The 16,484-nt window shown below is 33.1% G+C and carries 16 protein-coding genes; 13 read left to right on the forward strand and 3 right to left on the reverse strand.

Going from position 1 to position 16,484, the window contains the following annotated elements:
* Positions 1-624: 624 nt before the first annotated feature.
* The gene (locus tag MPR_RS05795; protein ID WP_235280583.1) at positions 625-1,023 is read left to right on the forward strand and encodes a hypothetical protein; all 399 of its coding nucleotides are present in this window, start codon (positions 625-627) and stop codon (positions 1,021-1,023) included.
* Between the two features lie 254 nt (positions 1,024-1,277).
* Complete coding sequence (locus MPR_RS05800) at positions 1,278-1,550, forward strand: TM2 domain-containing protein (RefSeq protein ID WP_006263211.1); 273 nt, start codon at positions 1,278-1,280, stop codon at positions 1,548-1,550.
* A gap of 28 nt (positions 1,551-1,578) precedes the next feature.
* Here MPR_RS05800 and MPR_RS05805 read toward each other — a convergent pair whose 3' ends face one another.
* Complete coding sequence (locus MPR_RS05805; protein WP_041890173.1) at positions 1,579-2,805, reverse strand: MFS transporter; 1,227 nt, start codon at positions 2,803-2,805, stop codon at positions 1,579-1,581.
* 89 nt (positions 2,806-2,894) lie between these two features.
* Between MPR_RS05805 and MPR_RS05810 the strand changes: the two genes are divergently transcribed.
* The 5 genes from MPR_RS05810 (at position 2,895) to MPR_RS05830 (ending at position 7,700) form a co-directional block, all read left to right on the forward strand.
* A complete protein-coding gene (locus MPR_RS05810) occupies positions 2,895-3,788 on the forward strand; it encodes a LysR substrate-binding domain-containing protein (protein ID WP_041890175.1) in 894 nt (297 codons plus the stop codon).
* Positions 3,789-4,098: 310 nt separating this feature from the next.
* Positions 4,099-5,049 (forward strand): ABC transporter permease, encoded by a 951-nt coding sequence (locus MPR_RS05815; RefSeq protein WP_041890178.1) that lies wholly within the window; start codon positions 4,099-4,101, stop codon positions 5,047-5,049.
* Positions 5,042-5,989: an iron chelate uptake ABC transporter family permease subunit gene (locus MPR_RS05820; RefSeq protein ID WP_006259398.1), complete on the forward strand. Its 948-nt coding sequence runs from the start codon at positions 5,042-5,044 to the stop codon at positions 5,987-5,989. The genes MPR_RS05815 and MPR_RS05820 overlap by 8 nt, the downstream gene beginning before the upstream one ends.
* Complete coding sequence (locus tag MPR_RS05825; RefSeq protein ID WP_006259395.1) at positions 5,986-6,744, forward strand: iron ABC transporter ATP-binding protein; 759 nt, start codon at positions 5,986-5,988, stop codon at positions 6,742-6,744. Before MPR_RS05820 ends, MPR_RS05825 begins: the two co-directional genes overlap by 4 nt.
* A 20-nt stretch (positions 6,745-6,764) precedes the next feature.
* A complete protein-coding gene (locus MPR_RS05830; RefSeq protein ID WP_041890182.1) occupies positions 6,765-7,700 on the forward strand; it encodes a siderophore ABC transporter substrate-binding protein in 936 nt (311 codons plus the stop codon).
* A 191-nt stretch (positions 7,701-7,891) separates the two neighbouring features.
* Here the strand turns inward: MPR_RS05830 and MPR_RS05835 are convergent, their stop codons facing one another.
* Complete coding sequence (locus MPR_RS05835) at positions 7,892-8,317, reverse strand: acyl-CoA thioesterase (protein WP_006259391.1); 426 nt, start codon at positions 8,315-8,317, stop codon at positions 7,892-7,894.
* A gap of 838 nt (positions 8,318-9,155) precedes the next feature.
* On the opposite strand from MPR_RS05835, the gene MPR_RS05840 reads away from it, so the two are divergent.
* Positions 9,156-9,479 (forward strand): Bor family protein, encoded by a 324-nt coding sequence (locus tag MPR_RS05840; protein ID WP_006259390.1) that lies wholly within the window; start codon positions 9,156-9,158, stop codon positions 9,477-9,479.
* A 248-nt stretch (positions 9,480-9,727) separates the two neighbouring features.
* On the opposite strand, the gene MPR_RS05845 is transcribed toward MPR_RS05840, so the two are convergent.
* Positions 9,728-10,378, reverse strand: coding sequence for a DUF6266 family protein (locus MPR_RS05845; protein ID WP_006263216.1), 651 nt, complete (start codon positions 10,376-10,378; stop codon positions 9,728-9,730).
* Positions 10,379-11,117: 739 nt separating this feature from the next.
* Here MPR_RS05845 and MPR_RS05850 point away from each other — a divergent pair.
* The 5 genes from MPR_RS05850 to MPR_RS05870 all read left to right on the forward strand — a co-directional run bounded on the left by MPR_RS05850 (position 11,118) and on the right by MPR_RS05870 (position 16,278).
* On the forward strand, positions 11,118-11,495 hold the full coding sequence (locus tag MPR_RS05850; protein WP_041890186.1) for a hypothetical protein: 378 nt from the start codon (positions 11,118-11,120) through the stop codon (positions 11,493-11,495).
* A 154-nt stretch (positions 11,496-11,649) separates the two neighbouring features.
* Positions 11,650-12,513 (forward strand): hypothetical protein, encoded by an 864-nt coding sequence (locus MPR_RS05855; protein WP_041890189.1) that lies wholly within the window; start codon positions 11,650-11,652, stop codon positions 12,511-12,513.
* A gap of 146 nt (positions 12,514-12,659) precedes the next feature.
* Positions 12,660-14,645, forward strand: a complete 1,986-nt coding sequence (locus MPR_RS05860) for an alpha-ketoacid dehydrogenase subunit alpha/beta (protein ID WP_041890192.1) — start codon at positions 12,660-12,662, stop codon at positions 14,643-14,645.
* Between the two features lie 33 nt (positions 14,646-14,678).
* Positions 14,679-15,632 carry a phosphoribosylaminoimidazolesuccinocarboxamide synthase gene (locus MPR_RS05865; RefSeq protein WP_041890194.1) on the forward strand — a complete coding sequence of 318 codons (954 nt, stop codon included), beginning with the start codon at positions 14,679-14,681 and terminating at the stop codon, positions 15,630-15,632.
* Between the two features lie 10 nt (positions 15,633-15,642).
* A complete protein-coding gene (locus tag MPR_RS05870; protein WP_006259384.1) occupies positions 15,643-16,278 on the forward strand; it encodes a nitroreductase family protein in 636 nt (211 codons plus the stop codon).
* The last annotated feature ends 206 nt before the right edge of the window (positions 16,279-16,484 follow it).

Below are 16,484 nucleotides of genomic sequence, written 5' to 3' on the forward strand. Positions count from 1 at the left end.
ATAGAGATTGGAGGTAGATTAGAGTTAAAAAAAATAATTAATGTGATGTTTTATAACCTCATTTCAGTTTAAAAAAGCAACAAAATATTAAGCTAAATTTTGTTGCTTTTTTTTATTGTATTTAGATTAAAAAAATATAAATAATTATGTGTTAATATTAATAAGGTTAAAGTACTATTATTAGTTTAGATAATTAAGGTTATTAACTTTTATGAATACAAGGAAAAGTGCGAAATATTTGAATAAATGTAGTGTTATCCTATTAAGTTAGAAGTTAATATATAGGATTTGTATGATTTATGTCATATTGATGCGAAAAGTACTGTTATACATTTGTCTCAGAAAATAAAAGATAAGGTAACAATGTCGGAGTTACCTAATATTTAAAAACGTTCTTTTTTAGTCTGTTTTTTATTATGTAAACTTAATTGTGTTTATTCATTTACAGTGATGTTATATAGCTGTAAAGATGTCGAAAAGGGGAATGCAAGGCAGTTGATGTATTAATACCTCCAGAGGGAGAGGAGGTGTACACGGATTAAAAAAGATTATTATTAATTTTTTTTAATTATTTACATTATGAGACGATGTGCGCAAATTTTAGTTGGAGTTTTGATTATTGGTATGAGTTCATTATTAGCTAGTTGCAGTGCAGATGATAATAATAACATTCAAATTGACAAAGCATTAAGTGTTAACAGTATTAATATTGAAAAAACATGGATTGTGGCTCATTTCGACTTCCAAGAAGGAGTGAGTAGAAGTCATAAAGAAAGATACCAAAAATCACTAATTGAAATTGATATCATGAAAGGTGGAAAGTATCAAGCAATTGACAAATACAGTTTAGAGGAATCTAAAGGAAATTGGGTACTGGAAGGTGAGATGATAAGTCTAGAAAATGATGCCGACGGAGAAGTGAAGAGATACAGAATTATTGATTTGAGTAGAGCAGAAGCTCTTGTTAGTCCTATCAATATTAAAGAGATCTCACAAATGGAATTAGTGAGCTTTAAGAAATAGCTTCAGATAAGTTCACCTTATTGACAAAAAAAGCAATCTATATTTATAGGTTGCTTTTTTTATTGCATTGAAGTTTAAGGATTGGTGTTTTTTATTTTATTTTGAGAGTTTGCGGTTTTTGTATAATAGTTATATTAAGTAGTTGTTTTGTAGGTGTATTGTTTGTGTTTGTTGTTTTTATTTAAAATATTGTTATATTTTTCTTGTTTGTTGAATAAACAATTCTAATTTTGCAAAAAAAATAATATAAAAAGATGGAACAATTTACTACACAGAAGAGTGCAACTACTCCTCCTCAAGAGAACAAAAAAGTGGTAGCTGGTATTTTAGGAATTTTATTACCTATTTTCGCAATCCATAAATTCTACTTAGGGTATACTAAAGAAGGTGTTATCCAATTAATCTTAGGATTAGTTACTTGTGGATTTGCTGGAATTATTGGACTTATTGAAGGAATTATCTATTTAACTAAAACAGATGAGGAGTTCTATAATACATACCAAGCAAACAAAAAAGGTTGGTTCTAATACATAGAAACATATAAACAAAAAGCCACTAACTAGTGGCTTTTTTTGTTTGTCTTGTACTTAGATAAGTCGCTAGAAGAGCTATTATTGTCATGGCCATAAGAGTATAGAAGAACCCATTCCAGTTGCCTTTATTCACAAAGATTCCTGTAGAGCTGCCTATAATACTTGAGCCTATATAATAAAAGAACCAATACAAGGCTGTAGCAGAACTCTTTGCTTCCTTACCTAGGGTAGTTACTACTCTACTAGCTATGGTATGTCCACTAAAGAATGAGATAGTGAAGAAAGTCAATCCTAATAGAATAATAACAAGATTGTCCATATACATACCCATCACACCTAATAACATTAATCCTAAAGCAATCAATAGAATTTTACGAGGAGAATATCTATCTGATAAAGATCCGGCAATCATGTTACCAAAAATACCAAATGCGTACATTAAGAATATCATAGCGATTAGGTAATGAGGTAAGTTATAAGGTGCTGACTCAAGTTTAAAACCTAAAAAGTTATACACACTCACGAAGGCTCCCATTAGACAGATAGCTACAAGATACATAGCAAGTATCTTATAGTTTCTAAAGATAGATTTCATCTGTCGAAGTTTATGTTTTATTTTTAGCTTTTTAGGAGTGAAGAACCTAGATTCAGGAAATAGGATATAAAAAACAATGGCAATAACAACAGCGAGTATGCCAATGGTAAATACTGCAGCTTGCCAACCTAGCCATCCAGATACTAATGCTGCTACAATTCTTCCAAACATCCCTCCAAACGTATTTCCTGCTAAGTAAAAACTAATGGCAGTCCCTATGTATTTAGGATCTATTTCTTCTGCTAGATAAGCTAATGTCACAGCGGATACTCCTGATATACACATCCCTTTTATAAAGTTGATATTAACTAAGATAGAAAAGTCACTTGCCCATACAGATAATAGCGTAAGCATCGTAGAGGTGACTAAAGAGAAGAGCATGATATCTTTACGAGGATAACTATCCGCTATAAATGCAAAAAGCAATAAACCGATAGCCATACCTAAGGTACTAGCTGATACTAGGTAGCTACTCTCAGAAGGTGTTACTTTAAAGTATTGTGTGATTTCAGACAGTATAGGTTGAAAATTATATAGTTGAGCAAATACAGAGACACCTACTAGAAATATACTCCATTTGATTTTTTTATAAGTAGTAGTTCCTTTAACAGCTCTTATATGAACGACTTCTTCTGTATAGGTGGTGGTATTCATATTCTTTATTTTTTGTAAAGTTACGAGGAAGCTCTATATTAGTAAAACGGTATTTTTCTATCATATCAATCGGTAAAAACGATCAACTTATGGAACTAAGACAACTAAGGTATTTTCTAAAAGCAAAGGAATTACTCAATTTTACTGAAGCTTCTAAGCATTTATTTATTACACAGAGTACATTATCTCAACAGATAAAACAGTTAGAAGAAGAAATAGGTCAACCTCTATTCGATAGAATAGGGAAGCGTATAGCGCTTACAGAAGCTGGAGAGTTATTTTCTGTTTATGCAGAAAGAAGTATAAGAGCTGCAGAGGATGGCAAGCTTTTATTAGAGGATCTAGAGGGATTAAAGACAGGCGTATTGCGTATAGGCCTTACTTGGGGGCTGAAGTCTTTAGTACTTTCTTCTCTTACTATCTTTACACAGACGTACCCAGAAGTAAAGATAGAAGTGACATTCGGTACGACCAATGAGTTAATGCAATATTTAGAGAAGCAGTATATTGACTTTGCCTTAACTTTTTTTGATGGTGCTCATGAGGAGAACTTTGTCTATAAGACTGTATTAATCTCTGATATGGCCTTTATGGTTGCAAAAGACTCATCTTTAGCTCTACTAAAAGAGATTAGACTAAAGGAGATAGAACAGTACCGATTAGCCCTTCCTGTGCAAGGATTTAGTACACGTAACTTCTTAGATAGAGAATTTGAAAAGTATAATATCCAACCTAATATTGCTATAGAGACTAATCAAACCTCTATGATTATTGACTTAGTAAAGAAAGGAGCCTATCAGACTGTACTCACTTACGCAACTGTACATGGAGAAGGCAATCTTCATGCTATTCCAATTGTTGATAGTGATATGAAGCGAGAGGCTGTTGTTATTCAGTTAAAAGATAGTTATCTCAAGAAGTCCGTGAGGGTGTTTGTAGATTTATTAATGAATGAGAACAAAGAAGAGTTAAATACACTATAAGCATGATATTAAGTGAGGAACAATGCAAGAAATGCACTCTTAGGTCCTATATAATTGCGCTTAATGAGATTTATTTTAAAAAAAGACGGAATTGTGATTACTTTAAATTTAACGTTATAAAATTTAATTAATTAAAACATGTGGACTTAATAATTGTGTTTGTGTGATGTAAACTGTATTTACATTGTTATACCAATAATCTAAGTGATTGATTTTATATAAATTGATAAGTTTTTTTCTTTTGTTAGCCACTTTACTTTTTTATATTTGCGATTATTTAATTTGATTCTAAATAAAAACAAACGAATAAATGATAAGAATATTATTAATTCTTATACTGATAATAGTTTCTTTCATCTCTGTCTTTGTTGGCGTAAAAGATATATCTGTATTTGATATACACCGACTAAATCAGGATGAGATATTGGTTATGTTAGTAAGTAGATTACCCCGTATGATATCTGTATTAATAGCAGGTATTGGTATGAGTATTTCTGGATTGATTGTACAACAGATTTCTCTTAACAAATTTGTCTCACCGACTACGATGGGGACTCTAGATGCCTGTAAAATGGGAATATTGTTTAGTATGATATTATTTCCAGGTGGGGGTATGGTGTATAAGATGATATTATCATTTACAATAGCTTTGTTAGCAAGTGTTATTTTCTTAAAGATATCTAGTAAAATAAAAATGCGAAATATCATTTTTATTCCATTAGTAGGGATTGTTTTTGGAAATATCTTGAATGCGATATCTACTTTCTTTGCTTATAAAACGAACTTGGTTCAGAATATGGAAGGTTGGTTAATAGGTGACTTTTCATCTATTATTAAGGGGAACTATGAGATTTTATACTTAGGAGTTCCGATTGTATTCTTGAGTTATTTATATGCAAATAAGTTTACTATCGTAGGTTTAGGAGAAGACACAGCGAGTAGTTTAGGATTAGACCATAAGAAGATTACTTATCTAGGATTGATATTTGTAGCTATTACTTCTACAGTAGTGGTTCTGACAGCAGGTGTGATTCCTTTTTTAGGATTGATTATTCCTAATATTGTGAGTTTGATGTTTGGAGATAATCTTAAGAAGACGATAAGTTATACAGCATTAATAGGAGCGATCTTTTTAATGGTATGTGATATAATAAGCAGAATGTTAATAGCACCTTATGAGATTCCGATAGGATTAACAGTAAGTATCATAGGTGGATTAATATTTTTAATACTAATATTTAAACGCGCTAAACATGTTTAAGAACAAGATTATTACAGTTTTAGCAGTTGTTTTATTATTATTCATTGCTATATATATGTTCACGTTTACGGGAACCAAATTAGATTATGTATTACCTAGAAGAGGATATAAGGTTATTGCGATGATTTTAATATCGTTTGCTATAGGATATTCCTCTATTATATTTCAGACAATATCAGCTAATAGAATCTTGACACCTTCTATTATGGGGTTTGATTCATTCTATTTGTTGTTACAGTCTTTGCTAGTGTTTGCTTATGGAGATAGGACATTTCAGGTTCTTAATTCAGAGACCAACTTTGCGATATCTGTAGTATTAATGTTAGGATTCTCTTTAGTGATGTACTATTTAGTATTCAGAAGAGAGAGTAAGAGTATGTATTTATTACTATTAGTGGGACTGTTAATGGGAACACTGTTTAGGAGTTTCTCTTCTTTTATAGTGATGCTTATTGACCCTAATGAATTCTTAATCATACAGTCAGCAATGTTCGCTTCGTTTGATAAGATAAACTTGAATCTATTGACTATATCAGCTGTCTTATTAATAGCCTCTATGCTAGTGGGGATTAAATACTTTAGACAGTTAGATGTACTTAGTTTAGGTAGGGAGAATGCTATAAGCCTTGGGGTAGACTATCATAAAGTGATTAAAGCTAATTTGCTTATTATCTCTGTTATGGTAGCTATTTCTACAGCATTAGTAGGGCCTATTACATTCTTAGGAATATTAGTTGCCAATTTGACTTACGAGCTTGTAAAGAGCAGTAAACATAGTTATATGGTACTAGCGTGTTGTTTACTAACAGCGGTTACTGTTGTGGGAGGACAATACCTAGTGGAGCATCTCTTTAATATGAGTACTACTATTAGTATCATTATTAACTTTGTAGGAGGGGTGTATTTTATTTATTTATTATTAAAAAGTAACAAAGGATGATAGAAGTAAAGAATGTATCTAAGACGTATGGTGAGAAGATGATTCTAAATGACGTGTCAGTTTCTTTTCCAAAAGGGAAAATCACATGTCTAGTAGGAGGGAACGGAACAGGTAAGAGTACTCTGTTATCTATTATTAGTCGTTTAGTCGCTAAAGACTCAGGACTTATCAATTTATTAGATCAAGATATTGTCAATTTTAAGAATAGAGATTTCGCTAAGAGATTATCTATCCTTAAGCAAGCAAATCACCCTAATGTAAGGTTAACAGTTAAAGAGTTAGTCGAGTTTGGGCGCTTTCCACATTCTCAAGGTAGAATGAATGCTATTGATCATGAGAAGGTAGAGGAGAGTATCGCTTTTATGGGGCTAACAGATATTCAAGAACAATACATAGATGAATTAAGTGGAGGACAGCGTCAACGTACTTTCTTAGCGATGGTATTAGCACAGGATACAGAGTATATTCTGTTAGACGAGCCGCTTAATAATTTAGATATGAAACACTCTGTCGAGATTATGAAGATTCTTCGAATTTTGGCAGATGATTATGGAAAGACCATAATTATTGTAGTGCACGACATTAATTATGCTTCTTCGTATGCAGACTATATTGCAGCAGTTAAAGATCATAAGATTATCCATTTCGGATTAACGGATGATATTATTCGCGAGGATATTATGAAAGAAGTTTTCGATATAGATATGACTATAGTTGATAATTGTAACAATAAGGTATGTATATACTTTAAATAATTTTAACTAATCGAGTTGTTATGAGTAAATTTTTAATAAGCTGCGTGGCAGCTTCAGCTTTAATCTTTACGTCTTGTAAAGAAACGAAGACAGAGACTACAGAGGAGAATGTAGCAAAAGTGACAGTTGAGCACTTGTCAGGAACTACTGAAGTAAAAGAAAACCCTAAAAACACTGTTATTCTTAGTTATGGAATGATAGATACTTTTGAGGATTTAGGTATAGAATTTAAAGGAGCTCCTAAAGGTAATATGCCTGCTTACTTATCTAAATATGCAGATGATGCTAACTTAGTAGATGTAGGTGGTATTAAAGAACCTAATATGGAGAAAATAAATGCAGCAGAACCAGAACTTATCATTATCGCAGCTCGTACTGCTGCTATGTATGATGAGTTTAGTAAAATAGCTCCTACTATTAATCTTGATATTGATATCAAAGATTATATGAATTCTTTTAAAGCTAGTCAACGTACAGTAGGTAAGTTGTTTGGTAAAGAAGAGTTAGTAGAGAAAGAGTTAAAAGTAATCGATGAGCGTATCGCTAAGATTAACGAGACTACTGCTAAATCTGAGAAAAGAGGTTTGGTTGTGCTTGCTAACGAAGGTCGTTTAAGTGCTTATGGAAAAGGATCTCGTTTCGGGATTATCCATGATGTATTTGGATTAAAACCTGCTGATCAAAACATCGAAGCTGCTACGCATGGTCAAGCGATCTCTAATGAGTTCATTAAAGAATTAAACCCAGATTACATCTTCGTAATCGATAGAGGAGCTGCTATTAAGAGAGCCACTATGGGTAAAGAAGAGTTTGCTAATGCATTAGTAAAACAAACAAACGCATATAAAAATGATAAAATCATTTTCTTAAACCCAGAAATATGGTATTTATCAGGAGGAGGACTTAAGTCTATCAAAATGATGTTAGACGAAGTTGAGCAAGCAATTGCTGAATAATCTTTAATTTTTTTGCGATAAAAGCTATCTGAATAAGGTAGCTTTTATTGTGAAATAGTGTTGTGGCTTGAGCAAATTCTTGTTAGAAGAGGCCAAGTGTGTGCTGTTTTTAGAATAGAAATCAAAACAGTGTGTATAAAAAATCCCTAATGATTATTCGTTAGGGATTTTTTGTATGATATAAAGATTTACTATTCTTCTACTTCGTCAAATACAGGAACAGGGCGTTTGCTCTCATTGATCGCTACTAAAGTAAATGTACCAGTCATCGCTTTTTCTCTTCCTTCTCTGTACATACTTTCTACGAATACATCTACGCGTACATCTAGACTCGTTCTTCCTACACGTACTACTGTCCCGATAAGCTCTACTAGTGTTCCTGCAGGGATAGGATGATTAAAATCAATCTTATCACTAGATACAGTTACAATAGGTTTACGACAGAAACGAGTAGCTGTCATGAATGCTATCTCATCCATAATGTACATTACCGCTCCACCGAACATGGTGTTGTGGTGATTAGTTTGTCCTGGGAATACAGCTTTAAATACGTGTGTTTCCGAATCCTTTATTTTTTTTTGGATACGTAACTCTCTGTTTGTTAATTGACCTTCCATATTGTTGTAATGATTCTTTTTTTGAGTTAGTTATTACTTTTAATATTCATAAATTATGGAATAGCTATTTTGGCTTTTAGTTGTTTAGTATACTATTCTTTCTAAAATGTCATAAGGGAAAGATAATAGTATAGCTATGTTGCTTCAAATCGCGAAAGCAATACCATAATATTATACTTCTACTGTGTAGGTGATCTGACTTATAATTAGTTCTAATTACTTACAGTTGCGCGACAGCTCGTGAGTTTCACACGATTCCCCTAACAGAGTAGTTTATTCAATGTATAACCTTGCAAATATAAGTACTATAAATGGGAAATGATTAATCTAGTGTAAATCTTAGTTCATTTTTAACCCAGATCATGTATTTGACATCTAAATGAATAGTTATTATACAAAATTGGCCTACAAGAGTGATTTTACTTAAAGTAGGGTTATATCGCAAATGGAAGAACCATAGGACAGAATTGCTTTGTAGTATTTGGTTAATATGTAAGGTGATTCTGAGGTGGATAAAGCTTTTAGGGGGAGTTATTTCTTGTATTAATCAGTGTATATTCTGCCTTGATTTGTATGTAAAAAACCCTTATTTAGATCTAATTAGCGATATGTAATCTGATTCATAAAGTGAATAGCTTAAATTGACTATTAATGTCTTTATTTATTATCGTTTTAAATAGTTGTGTTTTTAAATTGCATTTCTATTTTTAATATTTTTTAGAAATTATTTATTTGATAATGTATATTATCTATGATATTGTTATAATACTGTCTCTCTATTTTTAATATACTTCAAGGGGTAGTATATTTAGAATCATTAAAAATAAGAATAGTAAAAATGAAGACAATTAAATTAGCCTTGATGTGTTGTGTAGTTGCAATAACTATGACATCTTGTTATACAGCAAAAGTAGCAGTAGGTGATACTGATCTAACAATGCCTGTGGTAGAAGTAAACAAAAAGAAGAATCATGCACTTATAGCAGGTTTAATTCCTTTAAACAAAGGGTATAAAGGAAGTGAACTAGCAGATAAGAAAACGAACTATGTTGTGAAGACTCAAATGAGCTTTGTAGATGGTCTATTAGGATGTATTACTTTTGGTATTTACACTCCTACGACTACCACTATCTATGTACCTATGGAGGACTTTAAGAAATAGTTGTTGCTCTTAGAAGTATTAAAAAGGATTAGATAATCAGTAGGTTATCTAATCCTTTTTTTGTTTTAAGAGTTACATCAGTTATCATCATCAGATTATATATTTCATTATTCTACCTAATGTACTATGAAATGAATCTGATAGATAACATAAATTTTCTATTAGGTATAATAGCATAGCTTATCTACTTCATTTCTATCGGTTGTTTAGGCAGGAATGAAGTAGATTACTACACTGTCTCTGATCAGCTAATCTAGAGCTATTTCTTCGTGATATAAACTTGTGCTATTCAGTGTCTCTTCTTTGTTTTTCCACATTGTCCAGATATGGATCGTACCGTAAGTCCATTGTTCTTTGAGTGTGATCAGTCCTATTTTATCCATTCGTTGTCCTACCGTATCATAGATCTGAAATTCCTCTTCTTCATTGTGAAAGATTACGACGCTTAGCAGGTCAGATTCTGCTGTCATGCTGTTATAGCTATTGTCTTCCCATTCTAGTTTGATTTGCTTATCTTCTGTAAGTTCTATTTTATGGATATGTGCTACAGGAAGTGTTCCTATAGATACAGTGACTAGATTGAGTTGTAAGTACCCTCTATTGTCTTCATAGCCAATACCATGTCTGAGTAAAAACGAAGATTGTTGTTCTGTCCCATTGATGAGTGATTTCTCACCTTGTCTCATTGGCGTGTATTGATTAATAAATCCTCTTATTTTGGCTAAAAAAGAAGATACAAGTGCCATTTTCTCTTGCTGTATTCGCTGTTTTTCTGAAAAAGGTTTAGTGCTTTTCCTCGCTTTAGATCGCCAGAAATAGCGACCTCGCCATCTTACTCCTATTACGGGACCTACCTTACCAGATACGCCTCCTAACATTCCGTTCATTGCTTCTGCCATAATTTTGATTTTTAAATGGTTGCTTTACTTTTTGTAAAATTAAGATATCAGAAGGGTACTTTTCTTCTAGTTCACTTCTCGGCCATTTATTGGACCCTTGATGAAGCCAGTAAATACGTTTTTAGAGGCAAAAAAAGTTGAAAATACTTTGAATACTATCAGCATTTTATTTACATCTGTCTTTATTGAAAGTTGTTTTGACATTTGAGTTTAGCTTATATTTCTATGGTATTGCTTGAGGGTTGCTAGAGGTATCCTTGCACCTTCCTTCGAGAAAATGCCTCTCTAGGCTAGTAAACTGCAAGAAAACCCCTAGAATACTCCTAGAATCAGCAAGCGAGATGGTGTAGAGAGTATGTCAGCACAAGTAGGATAGATGATTTATTTTAAATGCTATATTTCAAAATATGTTGAAAAGGTTATAATTATGTAAACGATATTAAATATAGTTTTCAGGTTATATTATTGCAATGTATTGTTTTTGATTGTAAATTTATTGCTCGTGTTAGAAAATAGATAAGAGCTTCTTAATGTGTCTTGTAGCAAATTAACTTGGTGATTAATTAGGAGTAATGTATCGTGATTAGGTAAGGTAAAAGTATGTTATAAATAGTGTTATTACTATTATATTAGATAGGTATACTGTGTTTTTTTAAGTGGGAATAGTCAAGATACATTTTTAGTACTATACAAAAGGATCTATTGATTCTGATAGCTCTAAATAAAAAGATGATTATACATGAAATATAATTTTAGAATTATAGAGTCTAAAGACACTTTAAAAGGAGATATTATACTTTCCCCTTTATTAGAAATAGAAAATTCCCAAAGATATGGCTGGTTTTTTTCTGATGAGTTAAATAACCTTTCTACAGATATTGAATATGTTGCAGTTATTGTAGATAATTTAGAAAAGCTAGTGGATTGCAAGTTAGAGTTTTATAATGATTTTGGTTATGAAGTTTATGTGATAGAATGCAATCAAAAAGAAGCACTAGTTAAAAATATTTATGAAGAGGATAAGGTAGAGGCTATAATACCTATAATTGATATATATACATTAATGAAGGATTGGTTGTTTTTTTTGATTGATTTTAAAGCTAAAGAGAAAATCTAGAAAGCCTATTGTCACTTTGTTTGAGGTATTAAATAGACGTTCGTTCAAAAGTGTTTTGTAAATAGTAACTATTTGAAAGTTACAACGGTTAAAGGCTATATTGAAAGATCGTTATAATAGAATTGTACTAGTCAATGTTTTTTAGAGTAAAGTTATGTATGGAACTATAAGTAATAAAAACTTAGCAATAGGGTATAGTGAAATTTATAAATTAAGGAGAATGTCCTTTAAAAAAGAATTAACATTATTGTATATTGAAGGAGTAGAAGAGTTTTTTTATCAACAAATTAAAAGTCTAAATAAATTAGATTGTCCATTATGTGTAAAGCCTTTTTCTAATTTTTGGCTGTCTTATGAGTTTTATACAAAGGGGGTGACGAGTAGTAGGAAAGTACATGTTTTTGATGTTTTGAAAGAATGTGATTTGAAGTATAATGTGTTTTATATAGAAGATTTATTACCCTATGTATTAAAAAAAATGGAATCCTCATGGTTGTCATTTAGTCAATGCTATAGACAACAATACATACGTGATATTCGATTTAATAATGATGACTTAGATAATTTAGTACAAGGTAGTCAATCGTCAACAGTTAATCTACTAAAAGAATTAGAAATCATAGATTGGGATTTAAAAGGAGAAATGGATAGGCGTTTAGGTTTGAGCATTAAATTGTTGTTGATATTACAGAGGAAATTTAATAAGAAAACATTAAAGTTAGAAGATGTAACTGAAGTAGAGTCCTATTTTAAAAAGAATGATTTTGAGCTAACTGATATAATAGTAGCAAAGTACTATTCAAGATATGTTAAGCGTATGTGTAGTTTCTGGAATGCGTGTCTATCTAAAGAAGAAGGAATTAATCTATTTGATATAATTAGAGAGGGTAGTTCTATAGAAGATATAGATAAGAGATTTATAATAGTTATAAATAAAATGGAAGAATTATGGGTAGCATGTGATCATATCTATACAATGTATCACATACGTACTATAAGAAAACAATATATGTTATGATAAAAAAGCTTTGTTATGGAGCTTTTTTTATAACAATTGTATAGTGTATCTCATCATATGTTTTTATAAGGAGATGTAATTACTTGTTTAGAATTAATTTGTTTAGTAGAGGCAAATGTTTATTTTTAGAGTCTATTAAACCAATTATGAAACAATTACATTACGATCGAAAAAACTTAACAGACCAAGAGTTACTTGGACTTTATAAAAAATTACTCAAACCTAGAATGGTAGAGGAAAAGATGCTTATCCTGATCAGACAGGGCAAAGTATCTAAATGGTTCTCCGGAATAGGACAAGAAGCTATCAGTGTAGGAGTGACTGCTAGTTTAGAGCAGGACGAATACATCCTGCCTATGCACCGAAACTTAGGCGTGTTTACGTCTAGAGATATTCCTCTGCACCGCTTGTTCTCTCAATGGCAAGGAAAGGCAAATGGTTTCACTAAGGGACGTGAGCGCTCTTTTCACTTCGGTACTCAAGAGTATCATATCGTGGGGATGATTTCTCATCTAGGGCCTCAGTTGGGTGTAGCAGATGGTATTGCCCTAGCGCATACCTTGAGAAATGAGAATAAGATAACAGCAGTATTTACAGGTGAAGGAGCTACTTCTGAAGGAGACTTCCACGAGGCGCTGAATATTGCTTCTGTGTGGGACTTACCTGTTCTTTTTGTAATCGAGAATAATGGTTATGGACTGTCGACTCCTACGAATGAGCAGTATAGATGTGAGCATCTAGCAGATCGTGCGATAGGATATGGGATGGAAAGTTATATCATAGATGGGAATAATATCTTAGAAGTATACCAACAGATCAGTGCACTGGCACAATCTATGCGTGAGAATCCTCGTCCTGTATTGATAGAGTTTTTGACCTTTAGAATGCGTGGGCATGAAGAGGCTAGTGGTACAAAGTATGTGCCTCAAGAACTAATGGACATGTGGCAACTAAAAGATCCTGTGGAGAATTACAGAGCTTATCTAAAAGAAATAGGCGTATTGACAGATGCTTTAGACGAAGAGATTAGAGAAGAGTTTAAACAAGAGATAGACAAAGACTGGAAGGCTACACAAGAAGAGCCTGCTATAGTAGCGGACTTGGCTACAGAGCTGAATGATATGTATGCTCCTTATCAGTATGAAGATATACAACCAACGAAGGAAGTAGCTAATATTCGACTGATAGATGCGATATCAGAAGGGTTAAAACAATCTTTTGAACGTCATGATAACTTAATCATCATGGGGCAAGATATTGCAGAATACGGAGGTGCATTTAAAGTAACAGATGGCTTCGTAGAGCAGTTTGGCAAAGGGCGTATTCGCAATACACCTATCTGTGAGAGTGCGGTAGTCTCTGCTGCGATGGGGTATTCTATCAATGGGGGAAAAGCGATTATGGAGATGCAGTTTGGCGATTTTGTATCTACTGGGTTTAATCCGATTGTGAACTACTTGGCAAAGATACATTACAGATGGAATGAGAAGGCAGATGTAGTTGTGCGTATGCCGTGTGGTGGTGGTACACAGGCAGGCCCATTCCACTCACAGACCAATGAAGCTTGGTTTACAAAAACACCAGGCCTTAAGGTAGTGTACCCTGCATTTCCTTATGATGCAAAAGGGCTAATGGCTACTGCTATTAATGACCCTAATCCTGTGATCTTCTTTGAGCATAAACTGTTGTATAGAAGTATTTATCAGGATGTACCTAAGGATTATTATACACTGCCGTTTGGAAAGGCGAGTGTGTTAAGAGAAGGAGCAGATGTGACCGTAGTGACCTTCGGAGCAGGAGTACATTGGGCAATGGAAGTGCTAGACAAGCACCCTGATATTAAGGCTGATTTGATAGATTTACGAACTTTACAACCTTTAGATGAGGAAACTGTATTTAAATCAGTGAAAAAAACAAATAAAGTTATAATTTTGCAGGAAGATTCCTTATTCGGAGGAATTGCAAGTGATATGTCGGCGATGATTATGGAGAATTGTTTTGAAGACTTAGATGCACCTGTAAGAAGGGTAGCCAGTTTAGAGACAGCCATACCATTTGTGAAAGCTTTAGAAGATCAATATCTGCCTAAGGACAGATTTGAAACAGCGCTATTAGATTTGATAGCCTACTAGAATAGAAAAGAACTACACAACTATAACAAGAATATGAATAACACAATCACAAAAACGGGTTTTGAGTTTCCAAATCAAAAGTCAGTTTACCGCGGAAAAGTAAGAGAAGTTTATAATATAGCAGATGACTTATTAGTTATGGTTGCTACAGATAGATTATCAGCTTTTGACGTTATTATGCCTAAGGGAATTCCCTTTAAAGGACAAATCCTAAATCAGATAGCAACTAAGTTTATGGAGATGACAAGTGACATCGTTCCTAACTGGTTAGTAGCTACACCTGATCCTAATGTAGCGGTGGGGCATGTATGTGAGCCGTTTAAGGTGGAGATGGTGATCAGAGGTTATCTAGCTGGGCATGCTGCTCGTGAGTATGCAGAAGGAAAGAGAGTGTTATGCGGAGTGACCTTGCCTGAAGGGTTAAAAGAGAATGATCAATTGCCATCACCTATTATCACTCCATCTACTAAAGAAGATTTAGGAGCTCATGATGTAGATATCTCGAGAGAAGATATCTTGGCAAGAGGGATTGTTTCTGAAGCAGATTATTTGGTATTAGAGCAGTACACACGTGCACTGTATCAGAGAGGAAGTGAGATAGCAGCAGAGCGCGGTTTGATCTTAGTGGATACTAAGTACGAATTTGGAAAGACTAAAGACGGAAAGATTGTGTTAATCGATGAGATACATACGCCAGATTCTTCTAGATACTTCTATACAGAGGGCTATGAAGAAAGACAAGCAAAAGGGGAGGCTCAAAAGCAATTGTCTAAAGAATTTGTAAGACAATGGTTAATCAGCAATGGCTTTCAAGGAAAAGAAGGACAGGCGATACCAGAGATGACAGATGAGTATATCAATAGTGTATCAGATAGGTATATAGAGCTATATGAGAAGATTATTGGAGAACCATTTGTGAAGGCTGATATCTCTAATATTAACGAACGTATAGAGAATAATGTTTTAGCTTTTTTGGCTAAGAGATAATTAATAAATTATGGAGTTACTAAAGAGTTTACAGTGGCGTTATGCTACTAAGAAATATAATAGTTCAGTTAAGATAGCAGACGAAAAAGTAATGCAGATCATCGAGGCAGCTCGTATGGCACCTACTTCTTCTGGGTTACAACCTTTCGAGATGATCTTAATCAAGAATCAAGAGTTAAAAGAGAAGCTATTACCTGTGATTATGAATCAAAGTCAGGTGGTGGATAGTTCACATGTTTTGGTTTTTGCTGCTTGGGATGCTTATACAGAAGAGCGCATTGATGCTGTGTTCGATAATGTAGAGAAGACGAGAGAGTTAGCTCCTGGTGCTATGAATGATTATAAAGGATTTATCAAAGGTAACTTTGCAGCAATGTCACAAGAGAAGCAAGCAGAGCATGCAGCTCGTCAGGCTTATATTGCTTTTGGGATGGCTATTGCAGCTGCGGCTGAGTTAAGAGTAGATGCTTCACCTATGGAGGGCTTCTATAATGATCAGTTAGATGAGGCATTAGGTTTAGATAAGAAAGGACTGAGAAGTGTAACTATTTTAGCGATAGGAGAAAGAGATCATGAAAATGATTGGTTATTACCTATGAAGAAAGTACGTTTTGCACTAGAAGATATTTTAACAATTATCGAATAATAGATATCCCCTCTTTGTAGGGGATATTTTTTTATATGTGATTGCGAAATTCATAATATCGTTTTGTTAAAAATACTTTAATTTTTACTTAGTGTAATTTTTTTACTGTTTTTTTGATTGATTATCAAAAGATGTATGTATTAATTCAATATAATGAAGAAGTATGTACTAGCTTTTTTAGTGATATTATTTTATATTCGTAACAA

The sequence above is a fragment of the Myroides profundi genome, from assembly GCF_000833025.1.
Taxonomy (GTDB): domain Bacteria; phylum Bacteroidota; class Bacteroidia; order Flavobacteriales; family Flavobacteriaceae; genus Flavobacterium; species Flavobacterium profundi_A.